Source organism: Alcaligenes sp. EGD-AK7, assembly GCF_000465875.3.
Classification (GTDB): Bacteria; Pseudomonadota; Gammaproteobacteria; order Burkholderiales; family Burkholderiaceae_B; genus Alcaligenes; species Alcaligenes phenolicus.
The window spans coordinates 289,466-311,326 of the sequence record NZ_AVOG02000001.1 but is presented as its reverse complement, the minus strand read 5'-3'; the positions used below and the strand labels follow the sequence as shown (position 1 = coordinate 311,326).

Genomic DNA, 21,861 nt, shown 5'->3' with positions numbered 1-21,861 from the left:
GACAACTCCTTACAGTGCGATGCGACGGAAGTCGGCCAGCATCGTTGCCAGGAAGGCATTGAAACGGGCGGCAGCGGCACCATCGATAACGCGGTGGTCGTAGGACAGGGACAGAGGCAGCATCAGGCGTGGCTCGAATTCCTTGCCATTCCAGACTGGCTGCATGGAGGAACGCGACAGACCCAGAATGGCCACTTCCGGCGCATTGATAATGGGTGTGAAGTCCGTACCGCCAATACCGCCCAGCGAGGAAATGGTGAAGCAACCGCCTTGCATCTGGGCTGCGCTCAGCTTGCCATCACGGGCAGCGGCAGCCAGTTCGCCCGTTTCGCGAGCGATGTCCAGAATGCCTTTCTTGTCGGCATCACGGATAACCGGCACAACCAGACCGTTAGGCGTGTCAGCTGCAAAACCAATATGGTAGTACTGCTTGAGCACCAGATTGTCGCCGTCCAGCGAAGCGTTGAACTCGGGGAATTTCTTCAGGGCAGCTACGGCAGCCTTGATGACGAAAGCCAGCATGGTGACGCGAGCGCCGGACTTCTTGTATTCCTCGTTCAGCTCTTTACGCAGGGCTTCCAAAGAGGTGATGTCAGCCACATCGTTATTGGTGACATGAGGAATCATGACCCAGTTGCGATGCAGGTTGGCGCCCGAAATCTTCTTGATGCGCGAGAGGGCCTGCGTTTCGACTGGGCCAAACTTGGCAAAATCGACCTTGGGCCAGGCCAGCACATCCAGACCGCCCACTTGAGCAGCGGTACCGGCAGCAATAACCGGAGCAGCGCCGCCCGCCATGACCTGCTTCACAAAGCCACGCACGTCGTCAGCCGTAATACGGCCTTTATCGCCCGAGCCATGAACCTTGGTCAGATCCACACCCAGCTCGCGAGCGAACTTGCGTACGCTAGGCGAGGCATGCGGCAGATTGCGCAAGGAGCCTTCGGTTTCCGCAAAAGCGGCAGTGGGCGAAACACGCTCTGGAGCCGGCGCACCAGCACCGACCACCACCGAGGAGCTGGCAGCAGGAGCGGCCGCTGCTGCAGGAGCAGGTTCGGCTTTAGGGGCGGGAGCAGCCTCGGCCTTGGCTGGTGCCGGGGCTGCAGCAGCTCCTTGCACTGTCAGTTCCAGAATGTCGCTACCCTGGCTGACCTTGTCACCCAGTTTCACTTTGATGGCCGTCACCACACCTGCGTGGGAGGACGGCACTTCCATGGAAGCCTTGTCCGACTCCACGGTGATCAGGCTTTGATCCACTTCAATGGTGTCACCCACTTGCACCATGATTTCGATAACGTCCACATCGCGGGCGTCGCCAATGTCAGGCACTTGAACGGTAACTTGCTGTTCACCACCGGCCGGGGCTGCCGCGGCAGCGGCAGGAGCCGCTGCGGGCGCAGCTTCAGCTTCAGGAGCGGGAGCAGCTTCGGCCTTGGCAGGCTCAGCGGCAGGCGCGGCCTGCGCGCCTTCGGCGGCTTCAAGTTCCAGAACCAGACTGCCTTCCTTAACCTTGTCGCCCAGCTTGACCTTGATCGACTTGACCACGCCAGCATCGGACGAGGGGATTTCCATGGAGGCCTTGTCGGACTCCACGGTAATCAGACTTTGCTCGACCTCAATGGTCTCGCCTTCCTTGACCAGGATTTCGATCACTTCGACAGCGTCGTCAGCACCGATATCCGGGATTTTGACTTGAATGATATTGCTCATGGTTCAGTCCCTTATGCGTGCTGCGGGTTGGCCTTGGAAGGATTGATGCCGTATTTGGCAATCGCCTCGGACGCTTTGCTGAACGGAAGCTTGCCGTCTTCAGCCAGCGCGCGCAGAGCAGCCAGCACCACAAAGTGACGATCAACCTCAAAGTGCTCGCGCAGCTTGAAGCGGTAGTCGGAGCGGCCAAAACCATCGGTGCCCAACACTTTGAAGGTGCGATCCTTAGGCACGAACGGACGAATCTGGTCGCCAAAGGCCTTGACGTAGTCGGTGGAGACCACGATAGGACCGTCCGTTTTAGCCAGTTGAGTCGTCACGTAAGGCACGGGCAGATCCTTGCCTTCAGGATTCAACAGCGCTGCACGTTCGCAATCCAGACCATCACGACGCAGTTCGGTAAAGCTGGTCACGCTCCAAACGTCGGAGCCAATGCCCCAGTCTTTTTCCAGCAGTTCCTGTGCTGCGATCACTTCGCGCAAAATCGTGCCCGAACCCATCAGCTGAACGCGCAGCTTGCTGTCCTTGGCCACGGACTTGAACTTGTACATACCGCGCAGGATGCCGTCTTCGTCGCCTTCGACCAGACCGGGCTGAGCGTAGTTCTCGTTCATCAGGGTGACGTAGTAGTACACGTCTTCCTGGTCCTGAACCATGCGCTTCAAACCATGCTGCATGATGACAGCCACTTCGTGAGCGAAGGTGGGGTCGTAGGATACGCAGTTAGGAATCAGCGAGGACTGAATATGGCTATGGCCATCTTCGTGCTGCAAACCTTCACCGTTCAAGGTGGTGCGACCGGCAGTGCCGCCCAGCACGAAACCGCGTGCCTTCATGTCACCCGCTGCCCAGGCCAGATCGCCAAAGCGCTGGAAGCCGAACATGGAGTAGTAAATGAAGAACGGAATCATGATGCGGTTGCTGTTGGAGTACGACGTGGCCGCCGCAATCCAGGAGCTGAAAGCACCCTGTTCGTTAATACCTTCCTGCAACAACTGACCATTGGCCGTTTCGCGGTAGTACATGACCTGGTCTTTATCGACCGGGGTGTACTTCTGGCCTTCCGGTGCGTAAATACCGATCTGACGGAACAGACCTTCCATACCAAAGGTACGGGATTCGTCTGCCAGGATAGGTACGGCACGAGGACCCACTTGCTTGTCGCGCAGCAAGGTGTTGAAAAAGCGCACAAACGCTTGCGTCGTGGAAATCTCACGGCCTTCGGCAGTGGCTTCCAGCATGGGCTTGAATGCGTCCAGGGTCGGCACGGTCAGCTGTTCATCGGCCTTGGTGCGACGCTTGGGCAAGTAGCCGCCCAATGCCTGACGGCGGGCGTGCAGGTACTGCATTTCTGGAGAGTCATCAGCGGGCTTGAAGTAAGGCAGCTCTTCCAGTTTGTCATCAGGAACCGGGATGTTGAAACGGTCGCGGAATTCGCGCACGGCGTCCAGATCCAGGCTCTTTTGTTGGTGCGATGGGTTCTTGGCCTGGCCCACGTGGCCCATGCCGTAGCCCTTGATGGTCTTGGCCAGAATAACGGTAGGCTGACCTTCGTGCTTGGTGGCAGCGTCAAACGCAGCGTACACCTTGTGAGGATCGTGACCGCCACGGTTCAGACGCCAGATGTCCTCGTCGCTCATGCGGCTGACCATTTCCAGCAGCTTGGGGTGCTTGCCAAAGAAGTGCTCGCGAACATAGGCACCGTCGTTGGCCTTGTAGGCCTGGTATTCGCCGTCCACGGTTTCTTCCATGACCTTGCGCAGGATGCCTTCCTTGTCACGGGCCAGCAATGGATCCCAGTAACCGCCCCAGATCAGTTTCAGCACGTTCCAGCCAGCACCACGGAAGGTACCTTCCAGCTCCTGGATGATCTTGCCGTTACCGCGTACAGGACCGTCCAGACGCTGCAAGTTACAGTTCACGATGAAAATCAGGTTGTCCAGTTTTTCACGTGCTGCCAGACCGATGGCGCCCAGGGATTCGGGTTCGTCCATCTCGCCGTCGCCCAGGAACACCCAGACTTTACGGCCGCTGGTATCAGCGATGCCACGGGCATGCAGGTACTTCAGGAAACGAGCCTGGTAGATCGCCATCAATGGGCCCAGACCCATGGATACGGTGGGGAACTGCCAGAATTCGGGCATCAACTTGGGATGCGGGTAGGATGGCAGGCCTTTGCCATCAACTTCCTGACGGAAGTTATTCAGTTGATCTTCGGAGATACGGCCTTCCATGAAGGCGCGGGCGTAAATACCGGGCGAGGAATGGCCCTGGAAGAACACCATGTCGCCGCCGTGATCTTCGGTTTCAGCGTGCCAGAAGTGGTTCTGACCGCAGCCAATCATGGTGGCCAGCGAAGCAAAGGAGGCAATGTGACCGCCCAGACCACCGCCATCAGGAGGGGTTTCGCGGTTGGCGCGCACCACCATGGCCATGGCGTTCCAGCGAATGTAGGAACGGATACGCTCTTCGAGCATCAGATTGCCAGGGTGGGCAGGTTCCAGACCGGGAGGAATCGTGTTCTCGTAAGCCGTGTTGGGCGAGAACGGGATGTGAGCACCGGAGCGACGGGCCAGATCGATCAGCTTTTCGATCAGATCATGAGCACGGGCCGGGCCTTCACGGTCCACCACCGCTTCCAGGGCGTCAAGCCACTCTTTTGTTTCTAGGGCTTGGTCTTGACTGACCTGAGCCGAACTATTGTCTTGGGTTGAGGACATATAGTGTCTCCATATATGTGGTAGTAGTCCGGTCTTGCTCGACGCTGAGCCGCCCATCTAATAAGAAGTAAAGCGATCCTGACCGAAGCGGGTTTTGCGGACTGTGAGCGTTCAAGGCGGGGTACGCCTGCACCAAACCATTCTAGGAAAGAACACAGAAACGCTCAAGCAAAATTTCATTTTATGGTATGTGTTTTCATAATACGAAATATCACTAAAAAAAATAGCCCTACATTACAATCCAGCCATACTTCTTTTCTTGCTTTTATGGCTACTCATCCGAAAAAGTCTCTGATCCCTTCAACCTTCTATGATCAGGCCAAGCAGAATCGGCGTGGATTCTATTGGCTGACACCGGTTGTCGTGCTGTTTCTCTACCTCTGTGTCATGGGGGTATTCCTGTGGCTGCAGCGTTTGCAGAACGATAGCGTCATGTTTGTGACCATCGATCAGGAAACGCGCCAGCAACGCCTGATGATGGTGATTCTGGCCCTGTCCCTGGTGATTGTGGTCAGCTTGCTGGCCCTGTGGCGCTATACCCGCTTCCGTACCCACGCCGAGGCAGCACAAACCGCCGAGACGGGTTTCCGGCGTGCCATGGAAAACTCCATGTCCACGGGGATGCGCGTTTTTGACATGCAGGGCCGCATTGCTTATGTGAACCCGGCTTTTTGCAGAATGATCGGCTGGAACGAGGCCGATCTGGTCGGTCGCACCGCCCCCTTCCCTTACTGGCTACCCGGTCGTCACCAACAACACCAGGAAACCCTGGACCTTTTGCTGTCCGGCCGCACGCCCAGCAGTGGTCTGGAAGTGGAGGCTCAGCGCCGTGATGGCTCGCGCTTTACGGCCCGTATGTATGTCTCGCCCTTGCGTGCCCCTAATGGAGAGCAGATCGGCTGGATGACTTCCATGACGGACATTACCGAACCCAAGCGTATTCGCGAAGCCCTGACCGCCGCGCATGAACGCTTCATGACGGTGCTGGAAGGTCTGGATGATGCCATTTCCGTAGTGGCCGATACATCGGAAGGTCTGGAACTGCTGTTTGCCAACCGTACCTATCGTCGTTTCTTTGGCGCCCAATCCAATGGCCACGCTGAATTGCTGGGTGGCCGCCTGGGTCGTTTTACGGATGAAACCGTAGAGATCTACTCCGAATCGGCGGCTCGCTGGTTCGAAGTTCATCACCGTATGCTGGCCTGGACAGACGGCCGCCGTGTCCGTCTGCAAGTGGCGCGCGATATTACCGACCGCCGCAAGCACGAAGAAGCCTCGCGCATTCAGCAGGAAAAGGTGCAGCTGACCAGCCGCCTGACCACCATGGGCGAAATGGCCTCCTCGCTGGCGCACGAATTAAACCAGCCGCTGACGGCCATCAATAACTACAGCATGGGCGCAGTCGCCATGCTGAAATCCGGTCGCTACCAGCCTGAAACCTTGCTGGCCGCACTGGAAAAAGCGGCCCAGCAAGCCGAGCGCGCGGGCAAGATCATCAGCCGTATTCGTGAATTCGTGAAACGTAGCGAACCGCGTCGCGTCCGGGTCAAGGTCATGCGTATTGTGGAAAATGCCGTCGGCTTTGCCGAAATCGACGCCCGCAAGCGCCAAATTGAAATTGAATTGAGCATTCCTGATCCGGTTCCTGACGTCATTGCCGACCCCATTCTCATAGAACAGGTATTATTGAATCTGCTCAAAAATGGGATCGAAGCCATGGAACACAGCGAGCATCATGTGCTTCAATTGGTGATTACCCAACAAGAATCGCTTTTGGAGATGGCCGTCATCGATCGCGGTCATGGCTTGAAAGACCCCGAGCGCCTCTTTGAACCGTTTTACAGTACCAAGTCCGAAGGCCTTGGGATGGGCCTGAATATCTGTCGCACAATTATTGAATCGCATCACGGCCGCCTGTGGGCTGTCGGCAATCCAGAGGGTGGAACGATTTTCCGTTTCAGTCTACCTTGTGCGGCACCGGATGTAACGGACACCCTTGATAACAAACTGGAGATACCCGAATGACCAGCCCGCAAATGCCATGCACCATTTACGTAGTCGATGACGACGAAGCCGTACGGGACTCCTTGCGCTGGCTCCTGGAAGCCAACGGCTATCGGGTCCGCTGCTTTGCATCGGGCGAAGAGTTTCTGGGCGCCTACGACCCGGCCCAGGTGGCTGTCCTGATTGTGGACGTGCGCATGCCCGGCATGAGCGGCCTGGAGCTGCAGGAAGCCCTGATCGCTCGCAAATCGACTATCCCGATTGTGTTCATTACCGGCCACGGTGACGTACCCATGGCCGTGAGCACCATGAAGAAAGGCGCTATCGACTTTCTGGAAAAACCCTTTAACGAAGCCGATCTGCGCACCATCGTCAGCCGCATGATCGAACAGGCTACAGCTCGTGCCTCCCAAGCGCAGGCACAGAAAGATCAACAAGAAGTCCTGGGCCGCCTGACAGCGCGCGAGCAGCAAGTGCTGGAACGCATTGTTGCCGGTCGCCTGAACAAGCAGATTGCCGGGGACTTGAACATCAGCATTAAAACTGTCGAAGCGCATCGCGCCAATATCATGGAAAAACTGGAAGTCACTACGGTTGCCGACCTCATGAAAATCGCCCTCACCAAGTCCGAGGATGCGTAAATGAGTGCTCGCATTATTGATGGAAAAAAGCTGTCCACCGCCATCAAGGCGGACGTTGCAGAACGCGTTGCCAAGCTGAAACAAACCCACGGCATTCAAGCCGGTTTGACCGTGGTGCTGGTCGGTGAAGATCCGGCCTCCCAGGTCTATGTACGCAACAAGGGCCTGGCATGCGAAGCCGCTGGCCTGAAATCCGAAATCATCCGTCTGCCTGCCGACACCACCGAAACCAAGCTGCTTGCCCTGATCACTCGTTTGAATCAGGACAGCTCGGTGCACGGCATTCTGGTTCAGTTGCCCCTGCCCGCCCATCTGGACGAGCACAAGGTGATTGAAACCATTGCACCGCACAAGGACGTTGACGGTTTTCACGTCAGCAATGCTGGCATGCTCATGACGGGCAAGCCGCTATTTGCACCTTGCACGCCCTACGGTGTCATGAAAATGCTGGAATCCGAAAACGTGGCACTGCGCGGTGCAGAAGCCGTAGTCGTGGGCGCCAGCAATATCGTGGGCAAACCCATGGCCATGCTCTTGCTGGCTGCGGGCGCTACCGTCACCCTCTGTAACTCCAAAACGCGCGATCTGGCCGCCCAGACACGCCGTGCCGATGTGCTGGTCGCTGCCGTAGGCCGCCCAGGCATCATTACCGGCGATATGGTCAAACCCGGTGCCGTCGTGATCGACGTGGGTATCAACCGCGGTGCAGACGGCAAACTGTGCGGCGACGTGGACTTTACCAGTGCCAGCGAAGTGGCCTCGGCCATTACGCCCGTACCCGGCGGCGTCGGCCCGATGACCATTGCCATGCTGCTGGTCAACACCTTGGAAGCAGCCGAACGTTCGGCCAACATCAGTCTTTAATTTAATCAACGGTTTATGACGACAAATCCCTTACTGGTTCCTATCGACAGCCTTATTGACTATCCCGCCATCCAGCCCGAGCACATCGAGCAGGCGGTGGACCAACTGCTGGCCTTGGCCCGCCAAGCCGTAGACACAGTCTCCAACGACGATAGCGAACCCAGTTGGGACAACATCGTCGAGCCCATCACCGACGCCACCGAAACCTTGTATCGCGCCTGGTCGGTGGCCGGTCACCTGAACTCGGTCATCAATACGCCCGAACTGCGCACGGTGTACAACCAGTGCCTGCCGCGCATGAGCGAGTTCTCGACCTGGGTGGGCTTGAACCGTCCTTTGTTCCTGCGTTATCAGGCGCTGGCCGACAGCCCGGCCTTTGCCACCCTGACGCCCCAGCGCCAACGCATCATTACCCTGGCCCTGCGCGATTTCCGCTTGAGCGGCGTGCAACTGGAAGGTCAGGCGCGTGAAGACTACGCCCGTATTTCCGAAGAGTTGGCGCAAACCTCGCAGCAGTTCTCCGAGCATGTACTGGATGCGATTGATCAGTGGTATTACCTGGTCACCGACCAGGCCGAACTGGACGGCATCCCGGACGACGTGCTGGCCGCCGCCCAACGCGCTGCTCAGGAAAACGATCAGCAAGGCTGGCGTCTGACATTGAAAATGCCTTGCTACCTGCCTGTCATGCAATACGCACGCAACCAGACCTTGCGTGAGTTGATGTACCGAGCCTACACCACCATTGCCTCCGATCAGGGCGATGCCCAGTTTGATAATTCCCAGGCGATTGAAACGCTGCTGGATCTGCGTGCCCAGGAAGCCAGCCTGCTCGGTTTTGCCAGCTACGCCCATATGCGTCTGGAAACCCGCATGGCCGACACCCCGGAACAGGTGATGAGCTTCTTGCGCGATCTGGCTGCCAAGGCTCGCCCTTACGCCCGCCAGGACCTGGACGAGCTGCAAGCCTTCGCCAAAAAGGAGCTGGGCCTGGACACCCTGCAAGCCTGGGATGTGCCGTTCAGCGCTGAACGCCTGCGTGAACAGCGCTACGCCTACTCGGAAGACGAGGTCAAACAGTACTTCACGGAACCCGCCGTTCTGAACGGCCTGTTCAAAGTCATTCAGCGCTTGTTTGACGTGACACTGCGCGCCGCCGACGTGCCTGCCTGGCATCCTGCCGTACGCCCCTTTGAAGTCATGGCTTCCGACGGCAAAGTTCTGGGTTATCTGTACATGGACCTGCACGCCCGCCAAGGCAAGCAAGGCGGTGCCTGGGTCGATAGCGAACGCAGCCGTCGCCGCCTGGGTGAACAGCTGTGCCTGCCTATTGCCTACCTGGTATGCAATTTTGCCGAACCCCAGCCCGGTCGCCCCGCCCTGCTCACGCATGACGATGTGATCACCCTGTTCCACGAGTCCGGCCACGCCCTGCACACTCTGCTCTCGCGTGTGGATGATCCAGCCGCCTCGGCCTTCTCCGCCGTGGAATGGGACGCCATCGAATTGCCTTCGCAGTTCATGGAAAATTTCTGCTGGGAATGGCCTGTGGTGCAAATGTTGACGGCCCATGTGGAAACCGGTGAGCATCTGCCCCGTGCGCTCTACAACAAGCTCAATCTGGCCCGCAACTTCCAAAGCGGCATGCAAATGGTGCGCCAGCTGGAGTTCTCCCTGTTTGACATGCTGATCCACTCGCGTGACAGCGGTCTGAGCATTGAAGCCGTCATGGAGATTCTGGATCAGGTTCGCCAGGAAGTCGCCGTGCTGTTTCCGCCTGAGTGGCACCGTTTCCCGCATCAGTTCTCACACTTGTTTGCGGGTGGCTACGGCGCGGGTTACTACAGCTACAAATGGGCTGAAGTCCTGTCCGCCGACGCCTACTCGGCCTTTGAGGAAAAAGCCTATACCCACTCGGATGGAGCACGTGATACCCTCGACAGCAATACGGGCCATCGCTTCTGGCGCGAGATTCTGTCCGTAGGGGGCGAACGCCCGGCTGCCGACTCCTTCCGTGCTTTCCGTGGCCGCGATCCTTCCATTACCGCCCTGCTCCGTCACAGCGGGCTCACTCCAGAGCCTGCTTAAACCCAGAGGACGTCCATGACACCCAGCCCAGTAAAGTCCATTCTTGTCTTGTTTAAACAGTTTGGCCTGACACTGGCGCTGGGCTTGTTCCTGCTAGGCAGCGCTACCGCTGCCAATCTGCATCCCGTACGTGGCTTCCTGCCCGATCTGCGCTTTTCCCTTCAAGCCGCTGGCCCCAAAACCGTCACCCAGGATGACTTCAAGGATAACGTCGTCATGATGTTTTTTGGCTATGCCAGTTGCCCGGATATTTGCCCTACCACCTTGGCTCAGTTGGGCCTGGTCATGGAAGAACTGGGGAACGATGCCGAGCAGGTGCGCATCATCTTTGTCAGTGTGGACCCCCACCGCGATACGCCCGACTCCCTGGCCCGTTATGTGGCCGCCTTTGATGGCAAGCACACCACCGGCCTGACAGGCTCTGAAAAACAGATCGCGAATCTGGCCCGTCGTTACCGAGTGGCCTTCCAGATTGAAAAACCCGATCCCAAAGCACCCGAAAACTACGAGGTCTCGCACAGCCGTGGCGTATATATCTTCGATCAGCAAGGCCGAGCGCGATATCTAGCACCGGATACCGAGTCGGTGCAGGTTCTGGCGGATGGGGTACGCAGTCTGCTGAACTAAGCGGGCTTGGGCCTGAATCAAACCTCAGATCAGACTGGCCAACAACAACAACAACAACAACAACAACAACAACAACAACAACAACAACAGGCAAAGCATCGGGGCGGATGTTCCCGTGCCTGGTTAGACACAGGAACACCCGCCCCCTTTAGTATCAGCCTGCGTGTCGTGTGCTCTGACGTTCAGCCACCAGATCCTGCACCATGGACTTGGGCACTTCCGCGTAGCGTTTGAACTCCATGCTGTATGTTGCACGGCCCTGGGACATGGAACGCAGCGTAGTGGCATAGCCAAACATCTCGGACAAAGGCACTTCCGCCTTGATCAGCTTGCCCGCCCCCACCATGTCATCCATACCCTGCACCATGCCACGACGGCTGGACAGGTCCCCCATCACATTACCGGCATAATCTTCAGGCGTTTCCACTTCCACCGCCATCATGGGCTCCAGGATCACGGGTGATGCCTGTTTGGCCGCTTCCTTGAAACCAAAGATCGCCGCCATCTTGAAGGCTTGCTCGGACGAGTCCACGTCGTGGTAAGAACCGAAGGTCAGTGTCACTTTCACATCCACCACGGGATAGCCCGCCAACACACCGCTGTTCAGGGCCTCCAGCACACCTTTTTCCACTGCCGGAATGTACTCACGCGGAACCACCCCGCCCTTGATGGCATCGACAAACTCAAAGCCCTTGCCCGCCTCTTGCGGCTCCAGGGTGAAGACCACATGGCCGTACTGTCCTTTACCGCCAGACTGACGAACAAACTTGCCTTCAATATCACGCACGGTCTTGCTGATGGTTTCGCGATAGGCCACTTGCGGTTTGCCCACATTCGCTTCCACGCCGAACTCGCGCTTCATGCGATCCACAATGATCTCCAGATGCAGCTCGCCCATACCGCCAATAATCGTCTGGCCCGACTCCTCGTCCGTGCTGACACGGAAGGACGGATCTTCAGAAGCCAGACGCGAGAGCGCAATCCCCATCTTTTCCTGATCAGACTTGGTCTTGGGCTCCACAGCCTGACGAATTACCGGCTCGGGAAACTCCATGCGCTCCAGCGTGATGATGGCCGAAGGATCACACAAGGTTTCCCCTGTGCTGACCTCTTTCAGGCCAACACAGGCCGCAATATCACCCGCATGCAGTTCATCAACTTCATGCCTGTCATTGGCATGCATCTGCACAATCCGGCCAATACGCTCTTTCTTGCCACGGCCGGGAATATAGACGCTATCGCCCTTGGCCAGCACACCGGAATACACTCGCACAAAGGTTAACTGGCCGACATAAGGGTCCGTCATCAGCTTGAAGGCCAATGCCGAGAACTTCTCATTGTCGTCAGATTGGCGAGTGACGATTTCGCCAGCCTCGTCCACGCCTTGCACTGCAGGTACATCCACGGGAGAAGGCAGCAGCTCCACCACCGCATCCAGCATGCGTTGCACACCCTTGTTCTTGAAGGCCGAGCCACACAGCATGGGCTGAATCTCTCCGGCAATGGTGCGCAAGCGCAGGCCCAACGTAATCTGGGCCACGCTCAGCTCACCCGTTTCCAGGTACTGATTCATCAGCTCTTCATTGGCTTCGGCCGCCGCTTCCAGCATGCTCTCGCGCCATTGCCTGGCCATAGCGAGCAAATCCGCAGGGATGTCCTCAAAACTGAACTTCATGCCCTGAGTAGCCTCGTCCCACACGATCGCTTTCATCAAACGCAGGTCGATCACGCCCTTGAAGCCATCTTCAGCCCCCATAGGAATCACCACAGGCACAGGATTGGCCTTGAGGCGGTCCACCATCATCTGACGTACACGAAAGAAATCCGCCCCGACGCGGTCCATCTTGTTGACGAAAGCCAGGCGCGGAACCTTGTACTTGTTGGCCTGACGCCAAACCGTTTCAGATTGTGGCTGTACTCCGCCGACAGCGTCATACACCATGACCGCGCCGTCCAGCACGCGCATGGAGCGTTCAACCTCGATGGTGAAATCCACGTGGCCGGGGGTGTCGATGATATTGATGCGGTGCTCGGGCAGCGAGCCATCCATGCCTCGCCAAAAGCAGGTGGTGGCCGCCGAGGTAATGGTGATGCCACGCTCCTGCTCCTGGCTCATCCAGTCCATAGTGGCCGCCCCGTCATGCACTTCCCCCAGCTTGTGACTGACGCCGGTGTAGAAAAGAATGCGCTCGGTCGTGGTGGTTTTGCCAGCGTCAATATGCGCCGAAATACCAATGTTCCGATAGCGAGTGATGGGTGTATGGCGAGCCATGATGATTGTCCCTGGAGTCGTCCTGCCTTGCAGTGCAAGGCACCTGGGCTCCTGTTGTTTCAGTGGTTGATAACAATCAGATAGTACGCCTACAATCGTACTATTAACAAGATTTTTTCCACGCGCCGTGCATCCACACCACAGCGCCAAAACGGTACGTGGACACAGGTACAATCACCGCGACGAATAATGACAGGACTCTACATGCTTCCCAATCATCCCGAGCGCGCACAGATTCGCTTGGAAAATGTACTGACTGCCCTGGGCAATCCCTTGCGTCTGGCCGTTGTGCGTGCTTTAGCCTCCGAAGGCGAACGCGCCTGTGGCTCGCTACTGCAAGGCCAAACCAAATCCACCATGACGCATCACTGGCGTGTCTTGCGCGATAGCGGCGTGATCTGGCAACGGCCTTCTGGACGAGAAAACCTGCTATCGCTGCGTAAGGACGATCTGGAGGAGCGCTTTCCCGGTCTGCTGCACTCCTTGCTGGGCGCATTGGAAAATGACCCGGTAACCGAGGCGACCACCGCGCAGCATCTGCAAAACGCCGCCAAATAATAAAAGCACCCTGAAAATCAAACTGCCCGCCAAAGGTCGGATCAATGTCCAACTTTTGGCGAGCAGTTCACATACAGGATCAGGACTCTCGGGGCCAGAGCCCGAAAACGGGATCAAACCCGTTCAGGCTGACTTATTTGCCTCGCAAAGCAGATTGCGCACCGCGCAAGGCCGTACGCAAGCCCTCTTCCAATACGGGATGGTAGAACGGCATGGCCAGCATCTGATCCAGCGTCAGTCCCATCTGCAAAGACCAGGCCAGCAAGTGAGCAATATGTTCTGCTTGAGGCCCCACCATCTCGGCCCCCAGAAACTTGCCCGCCTTGTCCGCATAAACGTGCAACAAGCCACGGTTGACCAGCATCACGCGAGCACGGCCCTGATTGCCGAAGTTCACGCTGCCTGTCACCGCACCCTCTGGCAAGGATTTAAAGGGCGTACCAACCACAGCCACCTGCGGATCACTAAACACCACAGCCATGCGTGCACGACGCGCCATAGGCTCATCCTGGCCATTGCTGACGGCTTGCAAGGCAGCCAGACGACCATCATCTGCTGCCTCGTGCAAGATGGGTGCACGTTGGTTCACATCGCCTGCCAGATAGATAGAGGTGCCTTTCAGTTGCAAGCTGTCCAGGTCAAAGACCACCCGCCCTTTGCTATCCCATTGCGCAGGCGTGTTTTCCAGCCCCAGATTATCCAACTGCGGTTTGCGGCCTGCCGCCCCCAGTACATAGTCGTAGTCCTCGACCAACTCCTTGCCATTCACCTGCAAGCGCACGCGCGCCTTGCCATTGACGACTTCACTACCTAATACAGCTACGTCGGCACGAATATTCAGTTCCTGGCTGAAAATCGCCCGTCCGGCTTCACGTACCTCAGGATCGGAAAGACCCGCCAGACTCTGGCTGCGGTTGATGATGGACACCTTCACGCCCAAGCGCGCCAGCGCCTGCCCCAACTCCAGACCGATTACACCCGTACCTACGACCAGCACGCTTTCCGGCAAATCCGTCCAGTCAAAAACATCCTCGTTATTGATCAGCAAAGCCCCCAGCGGCTCCAGCTCCTTGGGGCGCACGGGCGTGGAGCCAGTGGCGATAATCACGTGCCCTGCGGTGATACGGGTATGGTCATCCACTTCCAGCACATGCTCGGACACAAAGCGGGCATGACCACGCACTTTGTCTTCGGCATCAAAGCCTTCCACATCGTCCACCACAAATTGCACAAAGCGATCCCGCTCGCGACGCACGCGATCCATGACCTCTTTGCCTTCAATGCGGATATCGCCGTCTACGTGAACACCGAAAGGAGCGGTATGGCGGGCATGATGGGCAGCGTCCGCTGCTGCGATCAGCAACTTGGATGGCATGCAGCCAACACGTGCGCACATGGTGCCATAGGGGCCTGATTCAATCATCAGCGTTCGTTTACCGGCACGTTTGGCCGTACGATACGCTGTCATGCCTGCTGTCCCCGCTCCAATCACGGCAACATCACACTGAATTTCTTTCATAACCGCTCCTTGAGTCCATACTAAGGCTATCAGGGGCCTGATGACCTGCCCGACCACCCGTTCTACAATGTGCAGAATTGACTCTTTCAATCATAACGCAGTCCCCTTGCACTGCCCGAGGAAAGCCCATGCTGATTAGTGAAGCGGCCCGCGTAACCGGCCTGACACCCAAAATGATCCGGCACTATGAAGATCTGGGACTCTTGAATAGTGACCGTGCCCCCAATGGCTACCGCGTCTACCAGGATCAGGACCTGGATACCTTGCACTTTATTGTTCGTGCCAAGGACCTGGGTTTCAATCTGGCGGACATTCAGCAACTGACCAGCCTGTGGCGCGATCAGCAACGCCCCAGCAGCGAGGTCAAGCAACTGGCCCAGGCTCATATCAAGAATCTGGAAAGCCGCGCGGCCCTGCTGCTGGACATGGCCGCCAAGCTGCGTGTGCTGGCTGAACAATGCCAGGGGGACCAACATCCGGATTGTCCGATTCTGGATGGTTTGGAGGGGGCATGCTGTCATACAGATGCCTCGACCAAGGCTCAGTCGCATAAACCTGCCCATCAGAAAAGCAATACAGCCAAGCTTTAGTGCCTAAGAGCGGGTTTAGACAGGCAGGAACCAAAACAAAGAGTGGGAAACAGGACAGGAAGCCAACGCCTCCCACTGCTCCTCCAGCTTGCATCACTTACTGAGCAAGAGAAGACAAAAAAGCCTGAGTTCAATGACGAACTCAGGCTTTTTCTTCACAATCGCGAACTTGGCTCGCGCAGGCTACCCCGCAAATTTAAGCAGGCTGCCACTCCGTCACGAACTTTTGTGGCTCGGGACGCTGGGCAGGACCCAGATTGTGAATAGGCGTACCTACCGACACAAAGCCCAGGAACTGGTAATCCAGGGAATCGAAGCCCAGGGCTTCCGGGACTTCTTCACCATAGGTGCCCAGGCCAGTGCTCCAGAAAGCGCCAAAGCCCAACTGGTGAGCAGCATGCAGCATATTGCTGACGGCTGCGCCCGTTGCCAGAACACGCTCCAGTTCAGGAATTTTTTCTTCACCATGATCGATGTGGCTGGCTACAGCAATCAGCATGGGCACTTTGGCCAGCCAGGCGCGGACGCTGGCAGCTTTCTGCTCGGTCAAGGGATTACCGGCGCGCTCATTGGCGGCAATGGCCAGTTCGCCCAGAGCCTGCACGTTTTCACCGCGGATCAGGCAAAAGCGCCAAGGCTGTAAACGGCCATGGTCAGGAGCGACCATGGCAGCGCGCAAAATCAGGTCCAGCTCCTGCTCGTTCGGGCCGGGGCCTTGCACCAGCTTGATGGAGCGGCGGGACAATAGGGAATCAATGGTATTCATAGTGCTTCCAGAATCAGTTAAGAGTGCCCTGCCCAGATGGCAGGGCTCAGTCAGGCTTGAGCAGGAGCGCCCGCTTGCACCAGCAGGGCTTTCATGTCGCGCACGGCTTTTTCCCAACCGTCAAAGACAGCCTGGGCAACAATGGCGTGACCAATATTAAGCTCCGTCAGCCCCGGCAAGGCGGCAATCGCTTGTACGTTGCCGTAGTGCAGGCCATGACCCGCATTCACACGCAGACCTTGCGACACACCTTGAGCAATACCGGCACGGATACGCTCCAGTTCGCTGGCGGCCTGCTCGGGCGTTTGAGCATCCGCATAGGTGCCGGTGTGCAGTTCGATCACGGTGGCACCCACGTCGCTGGCGGCTCGGATTTGCGCCGGGTCGGCATCAATGAACAGCGAGACGCGAATACCGGCAGCCTGCAATTGCTGCACAGCCGCCTTGACCTGGTCCAGATGACCGACCACATCCAGACCACCTTCGGTCGTCAGTTCAGCACGGTGTTCGGGAACCAGGCAGACATCGTCCGGTTTGATACGGCAGGCAATGTCCAGCATTTCGGTGGTGATGGCGCATTCCAGATTCATCCGGGTACGCAGTACGGGGCGCAGGGCCTCGACGTCGGCATCCTGAATATGACGCCGGTCTTCACGCAGATGTAAGGTGATCAGGTCCGCTCCGGCTTCTTCTGCTCGCAAAGCGGCCTGAATTGGATCAGGGTATGTGGTCAGACGCTGCTGGCGCAGCGTCGCCACATGATCGATATTGACGCCCAGTTCTAACATTCCCCAAGGACCTCCGTAGTTTCAGGGATGAATGACCAGACGTATTATCGCCTGTTTACTCCGGTACTGTCCCAGTGGCCTGGGTCTTTGTTTCAGGCTTGACGGTTTCAGCTGTCCAGCCGCCACCCAAAGCCTTGTACAACTCGACCCGATTCATCAGGGATGCCAGGCCAGTCTGAATATAGGCTTGACGCGTACCGTACAGGCTGACTTCCGCCGTTTGCACCTGCAGGAAGCTGTCTATACCCACTTCGTAACGCAGCTTGGCCAGACGCAAGCTTTCGCTGGCAGCCTGATCAACCTCTTGCAAGGCGTCGATCTGCTGACCGTAGGTGGCTTCGCCCGCCAGAGCATCAGCCACTTCGCGGAAGGCTTCCTGAATGGTTTTTTCATACTGGCTGATCGCAATGTCACGACGAGCCTCGGCCAGATCCAGATTGGCCCAGGTACTGCCCGAGAGCAGCGGCATGGTAATTTGCGGCTGGAATTGCCAGTAACGGTTACCCGAACTGAACAGACCACCCAGCTCGGGGCTCATGAAGCCCAGCAGACCGGTCAGGCTCAGACGCGGGAAGAAAGCAGCGCGTGCTGCCCCGATGCTGTAGTTGGAACCACGCAAGACGTGCTCGGCGGCCAGAATGTCAGGACGACGCTCCAGCAATTCTGCCGACAACCCTACAGGCAAGCTAGGCATCAGCTGAGCACGGGTAAAGGGCAAGCCTGCTGGCAAGTCAGCCGGTATTTCACCGCCCAACAAGACCTGCAAGGCATTGAGTGCACGCTGACGATCACGCTCGACAGCCTGCATATCGGAACGCACGGTGTTGTATTGCACCTTGGCCTGGTTCAGGTCCAGCGCCGACACCGTACCGGCATCGTAAGAAGACTGCACCAGGCGCAATGTCTCTTGACGGCTGCGCAAGGTATTGCTCATCAAAGCATGCAGTTCTTCGGCCGTACGCACCTTGAAGTAGGCTTCGGCGGTGCCCGCCACCAGGGCGATATGGGCGGTACGTTGAGCCTGCTCGGTGGCAAAGTACTGTTCTTGAGCAGCACGAGCCAGATCACGCACTCGACCAAAGAAGTCCAGCTCGAAAGCAGTGATACCGACACCGGCCTGGAACGTACGGGTTACGGGGGCCGAATTTGGGCCACCAGGACGCAGCTCAGCCGGTGTGTGGGTGGCCTGCTCAGCCGCCTGCACACCAATGCTGGGCAACTGGTCACTGCGTGCCACGCCGTATTGCGCGCGAGCTTCCTCGATGCGCTGGGTGGCAATACGCAGATCGCGGTTATTCTCCAGAGCCTGCTCGATCAGGGCATGCAGACGCGGATCCGTAAAGAATTCACGCCAGCCCAGATCAGCAGCCTGTGCCGCATCCGCCTGGCCCTGCTGGGCCAGAGGGAATTGTGCGGGCACGGGAGAATCAGGACGCTCGTACTTCGGTGCCAAGGAGCAAGCCGACAAGGCAAACGCCACGGCCAGCACCAAGGGGCTACGTAAAAACATGCTAGACATCAGTGCTGTCCTCCTTGCGAACCGGCCGGCTGTGCAGCTTGTTTGGCCTGTTCTTCCTCGTGCAATTTAGCGGCTTCGCCAAACAGACGGGGTTTAGTTTTAAAGAGCTTGAGGATCACGACAAAGAAGGTCGGCACCATCAAGACAGCCAAGGGCGTTGCGGCCAACATACCACCCAGCACACCCAGACCCACGGCGTTCTGGCTGGCAGCACCCGCACCAGTCGAGGTAGCCAGAGGCACCACACCCAGCACAAAGGCGAAAGAGGTCATCAAGATAGGACGGAAACGCAAGCGAGCGGCTTCCAGAGTGGCGTCGATCAAGGTAGCACCACGTGCGTAGGCATCCTTGGCAAACTCCACAATCAGAATCGCGTTCTTCGCTGACAGACCGATCACCGTCACGATACCCACCTGGAAGTACACGTCGTTAGGCATACCCAGACCGGAGACCAGCAAGACCGAACCCAGCATACCCAACGGTACGGCCAGCATCACGGACAGCGGAATCGCCCAGCTTTCGTACAAGGCAGCCAGCAGCATGAACACTACCAGAACCGCCAAGCCCATCAAGATAGCGGACTGGCCTGCGGCCTGACGCTCTTGATAAGACAGACCTGTCCAGTCCACACCAAAGCCGCTAGGCAACTGCTTCATCAGGTTTTCCATCTCGATCATGGCTTCACCCGAGGTATAGCCTGGAGCGGGGCCACCACCGATACGGACAGACTCGTAGCTGTTGTAGCGCACGATCTGTACCGGACCTTGTTCGGTCGTCTGGCTGACAAAAGCCGACAGCGGAACCATCTTGCCTTCGCTGTTGCGAGCGTTGAGCTTGAGCACATCGTCGATGGTCATGCGATATGGCGCATCAGCTTGTACCCAGACACTTTGCACACGTCCCTGGTTGGTGAATTTACCCACAAAAGACGAGCCCAGGGCGCCACTGATCAAGGCAGAAGCTTCGCTGAAGTTCACACCCAGGGCAGCCGCCTTGTCTCGGTCAATTTCCAGACGAATCTGTTTGCCAGGTCCCAAGCCCGTGATACGCACACTCTGTGGATCGAACACAGGGCTTGCCTTGGCCAGGGCCAGCAACTGATCCGCGGCTGCCATCAGGGCATCGTGACCCATGCCGCCGCGGTCTTCCAGACGCATATCAATACCCGAGGAGTTACCCAGAGCAGAAATAGCGGGTGGCACAATCGCGATCACCATGGAGTCGGGCAAACCGAACAGCAATTGGCCCATGGCCTTGCCGGAAATGGCTTGAGCCGAGTTTTCCTTGCCTTTACGTTCGTTGAAATCTTTCAAGGGCACAAAGGCAATCGCCGAGTTCAAACCACTACCGTTAAAGCTGAAGCCTTGCACGGCAATGATGTTTTCAACCTGAGGCTGCTCCTTGAAGTAGTCCTCTACCTTGGAGATGGTTTCAATCGTACGGTTGGCCGTCGAACCGGCAGGCAGTTCGATGTTGGCAATCACGTAGCCCTGATCTTCCTCGGGCAAGAACGCGGTTGGCATACGCATGTACAGGAAGCCCAGCACCAGCACCATGATCAGGTAGATGAACATCATCCGACCGCCACGACGCAAGGTCTTGCCAATAAAGCTTTCGTAACCATTGGTGGTACGCGTAAAGACACGGTTGAACCAACCAAAGAAGCCACGCTTGGTTTCGTGATGACCCTTGGGGATAGGTTTCAACAAAGTCGCGCACAAGGCAGGTGTAAAGGTCAGTGCCAAAAAGCCGGAGAAGGCAATCGACACGGCCATGGCCACCGAGAACTGACGGTAAATCACCCCCACCGAACCGGCCATGAATGCCAGGGGCAAGAACACGGCCGACAGCACCAGCGTAATACCCACAATAGCGCCACTAATTTGCGGCATGGCTTTCTTGGTCGCTTCCTTAGGCGAGAGCCCGTCTTCCACCATGATACGTTCGACGTTCTCCACCACCACGATCGCGTCGTCCACCAAAATACCAATGGCCAGCACCATCGCGAACATGGTCAGCACGTTCACGGACATGCCCAGCACCTGCATCACCGCGAACGCCCCCAAGATAGCCACCGGCACCACCAGTGCAGGGATCAGGGTGTAGCGCACGTTTTGCAGGAACACGTACATCACGATGAACACCAGCACCATGGCTTCCAGCAAGGTGTAAACCACCTGGGTGATGGACTTGTCCACGTAGGGCGAGGTGTCGTAAGGAATGTCGTAGCGGATGTTTTCCGGGAAGAACTCGGCCAACTTCTCCATTTCGACTTTGATTGCCGCGGCAGTATCCAGCGCGTTCGCTTCAGGCAACAGGGAGATAGCAAAAGCCGCTGTTGGCTTGCTGTTCAGACGGGCACCAAACTGGTAGTTGTCCGCCCCCACTTCCACACGAGCGACGTCTTTAATACGTACGGTCGAGCCATCAGGCTGCGAGCGCAGAATGATGTTTTCAAACTCTTCCACGGTTGCCAACTGACCGTTCACCGTAATGGGTGCGGCCACACGCTGACTGTCCTGATTGGGTGGGCCACCCAGAATACCGGCAGACACCAGCATGTTTTGCTGACGAATCGCGTTGGTCACGTCCGCTGGGCTCATCTGGTAACCGACCAGCTTGGCAGGGTCCAGCCACACACGCATGGCGCGACCGGATGCAAACAGCTGGAAGCGAGCCACACCAGGAACACGAGAAATCGTGTTCTTGATATTGCGTTCGATGTAGTCAGCCAGAGCTGTCTGATCCAGACTGCCATCCGTGGAGGACAAGGTCACCACTTGCAGAAAGCCGGTACTGGACTGCTCCACGTGCAGGCCCTGCTCCATCACCGCTGTCGGCAAGGACGCAGTAATGTTGCTGACACGGTTCTGGACGTCCACCTGAGCCATGTCAGGATTGGTACCAGGACGGAACGTGGCGGTGATTTCGGTCGAGCCGTAGGAGTCACTGACGGACTCGTAGTACAGCAGGCCTTTGGCACCGTTCAGCTGATCTTCGATCACACTGGCTACCGTACTGGCAACGTCTTCCGCGGTTGCACCTGGGTAGGTCGCCCGGATGGTGACCGAAGGTGGTGCCACATCGGGATACTGCGCTACAGGCATATTGGGCAAAGCCAATAAGCCAAATAGCGTGATCGCCAAGGCAACGACCCATGCAAAAATGGGCCTTTCAATAAAAAACTGAGGCATG

The 21,861-nt window shown here is 57.4% G+C and carries 15 protein-coding genes; 7 read left to right on the top strand and 8 right to left on the bottom strand.

The window, feature by feature from the left end; all coding sequences use genetic code 11:
• Nucleotides 1–9: 9 nt before the first annotated feature.
• Both aceF and aceE read right to left on the bottom strand, forming a co-directional pair.
• The gene (gene aceF / locus N879_RS01415) at nucleotides 10–1,710 is read right to left on the bottom strand and encodes a dihydrolipoyllysine-residue acetyltransferase (protein ID WP_021446548.1); all 1,701 of its coding nucleotides are present in this window, start codon (nucleotides 1,708–1,710) and stop codon (nucleotides 10–12) included.
• An 11-nt stretch (nucleotides 1,711–1,721) separates the two neighbouring features.
• Nucleotides 1,722–4,430, bottom strand: a complete 2,709-nt coding sequence (gene aceE / locus N879_RS01410) for a pyruvate dehydrogenase (acetyl-transferring), homodimeric type (protein WP_021446547.1) — start codon at nucleotides 4,428–4,430, stop codon at nucleotides 1,722–1,724.
• Between the two features lie 267 nt (nucleotides 4,431–4,697).
• On the opposite strand from aceE, the gene N879_RS01405 reads away from it, so the two are divergent.
• From N879_RS01405 to N879_RS01385, 5 genes are read left to right on the top strand one after another with little or no spacing between them, the layout of a single operon-like run.
• Nucleotides 4,698–6,455 (top strand): PAS domain-containing sensor histidine kinase, encoded by a 1,758-nt coding sequence (locus tag N879_RS01405; RefSeq protein ID WP_009457049.1) that lies wholly within the window; start codon nucleotides 4,698–4,700, stop codon nucleotides 6,453–6,455.
• Nucleotides 6,452–7,075 carry a response regulator transcription factor gene (locus tag N879_RS01400; RefSeq protein ID WP_009457051.1) on the top strand — a complete coding sequence of 208 codons (624 nt, stop codon included), beginning with the start codon at nucleotides 6,452–6,454 and terminating at the stop codon, nucleotides 7,073–7,075. Before N879_RS01405 ends, N879_RS01400 begins: the two co-directional genes overlap by 4 nt.
• Nucleotides 7,076–7,939 carry a bifunctional methylenetetrahydrofolate dehydrogenase/methenyltetrahydrofolate cyclohydrolase FolD gene (gene folD / locus N879_RS01395; protein WP_009457053.1) on the top strand — a complete coding sequence of 288 codons (864 nt, stop codon included), beginning with the start codon at nucleotides 7,076–7,078 and terminating at the stop codon, nucleotides 7,937–7,939.
• Nucleotides 7,940–7,954: 15 nt separating this feature from the next.
• Nucleotides 7,955–10,027 (top strand): M3 family metallopeptidase, encoded by a 2,073-nt coding sequence (locus N879_RS01390; protein WP_009457055.1) that lies wholly within the window; start codon nucleotides 7,955–7,957, stop codon nucleotides 10,025–10,027.
• A gap of 15 nt (nucleotides 10,028–10,042) precedes the next feature.
• Nucleotides 10,043–10,654, top strand: a complete 612-nt coding sequence (locus N879_RS01385) for an SCO family protein (protein WP_009457057.1) — start codon at nucleotides 10,043–10,045, stop codon at nucleotides 10,652–10,654.
• A gap of 154 nt (nucleotides 10,655–10,808) precedes the next feature.
• Here N879_RS01385 and fusA read toward each other — a convergent pair whose 3' ends face one another.
• Nucleotides 10,809–12,926, bottom strand: coding sequence for an elongation factor G (gene fusA, locus N879_RS01380; RefSeq protein ID WP_021446546.1), 2,118 nt, complete (start codon nucleotides 12,924–12,926; stop codon nucleotides 10,809–10,811).
• A gap of 204 nt (nucleotides 12,927–13,130) precedes the next feature.
• Between fusA and N879_RS01375 the strand changes: the two genes are divergently transcribed.
• Nucleotides 13,131–13,484 (top strand): ArsR/SmtB family transcription factor, encoded by a 354-nt coding sequence (locus tag N879_RS01375; RefSeq protein ID WP_009457063.1) that lies wholly within the window; start codon nucleotides 13,131–13,133, stop codon nucleotides 13,482–13,484.
• Between the two features lie 133 nt (nucleotides 13,485–13,617).
• Here N879_RS01375 and N879_RS01370 read toward each other — a convergent pair whose 3' ends face one another.
• Nucleotides 13,618–15,003 carry a dihydrolipoyl dehydrogenase gene (locus N879_RS01370; protein ID WP_009457065.1) on the bottom strand — a complete coding sequence of 462 codons (1,386 nt, stop codon included), beginning with the start codon at nucleotides 15,001–15,003 and terminating at the stop codon, nucleotides 13,618–13,620.
• A gap of 128 nt (nucleotides 15,004–15,131) precedes the next feature.
• On the opposite strand from N879_RS01370, the gene N879_RS01365 reads away from it, so the two are divergent.
• Nucleotides 15,132–15,593, top strand: a complete 462-nt coding sequence (locus N879_RS01365) for a MerR family transcriptional regulator (protein ID WP_009457067.1) — start codon at nucleotides 15,132–15,134, stop codon at nucleotides 15,591–15,593.
• A 196-nt stretch (nucleotides 15,594–15,789) separates the two neighbouring features.
• Here N879_RS01365 and N879_RS01360 read toward each other — a convergent pair whose 3' ends face one another.
• The 4 genes from N879_RS01360 to N879_RS01345 are packed head-to-tail and all read right to left on the bottom strand — an operon-like array spanning nucleotide 15,790 to nucleotide 21,860.
• On the bottom strand, nucleotides 15,790–16,359 hold the full coding sequence (locus tag N879_RS01360) for a nitroreductase family protein (RefSeq protein WP_009457070.1): 570 nt from the start codon (nucleotides 16,357–16,359) through the stop codon (nucleotides 15,790–15,792).
• 50 nt (nucleotides 16,360–16,409) lie between these two features.
• The gene (gene pdxJ / locus N879_RS01355) at nucleotides 16,410–17,147 is read right to left on the bottom strand and encodes a pyridoxine 5'-phosphate synthase (RefSeq protein ID WP_009457072.1); all 738 of its coding nucleotides are present in this window, start codon (nucleotides 17,145–17,147) and stop codon (nucleotides 16,410–16,412) included.
• Nucleotides 17,148–17,202: 55 nt separating this feature from the next.
• On the bottom strand, nucleotides 17,203–18,666 hold the full coding sequence (locus tag N879_RS01350; protein ID WP_009457074.1) for an efflux transporter outer membrane subunit: 1,464 nt from the start codon (nucleotides 18,664–18,666) through the stop codon (nucleotides 17,203–17,205).
• Complete coding sequence (locus tag N879_RS01345; RefSeq protein WP_021446545.1) at nucleotides 18,666–21,860, bottom strand: efflux RND transporter permease subunit; 3,195 nt, start codon at nucleotides 21,858–21,860, stop codon at nucleotides 18,666–18,668. The genes N879_RS01350 and N879_RS01345 overlap by 1 nt, the downstream gene beginning before the upstream one ends.
• Between the last annotated feature and the right edge of the window lies 1 nt (nucleotide 21,861).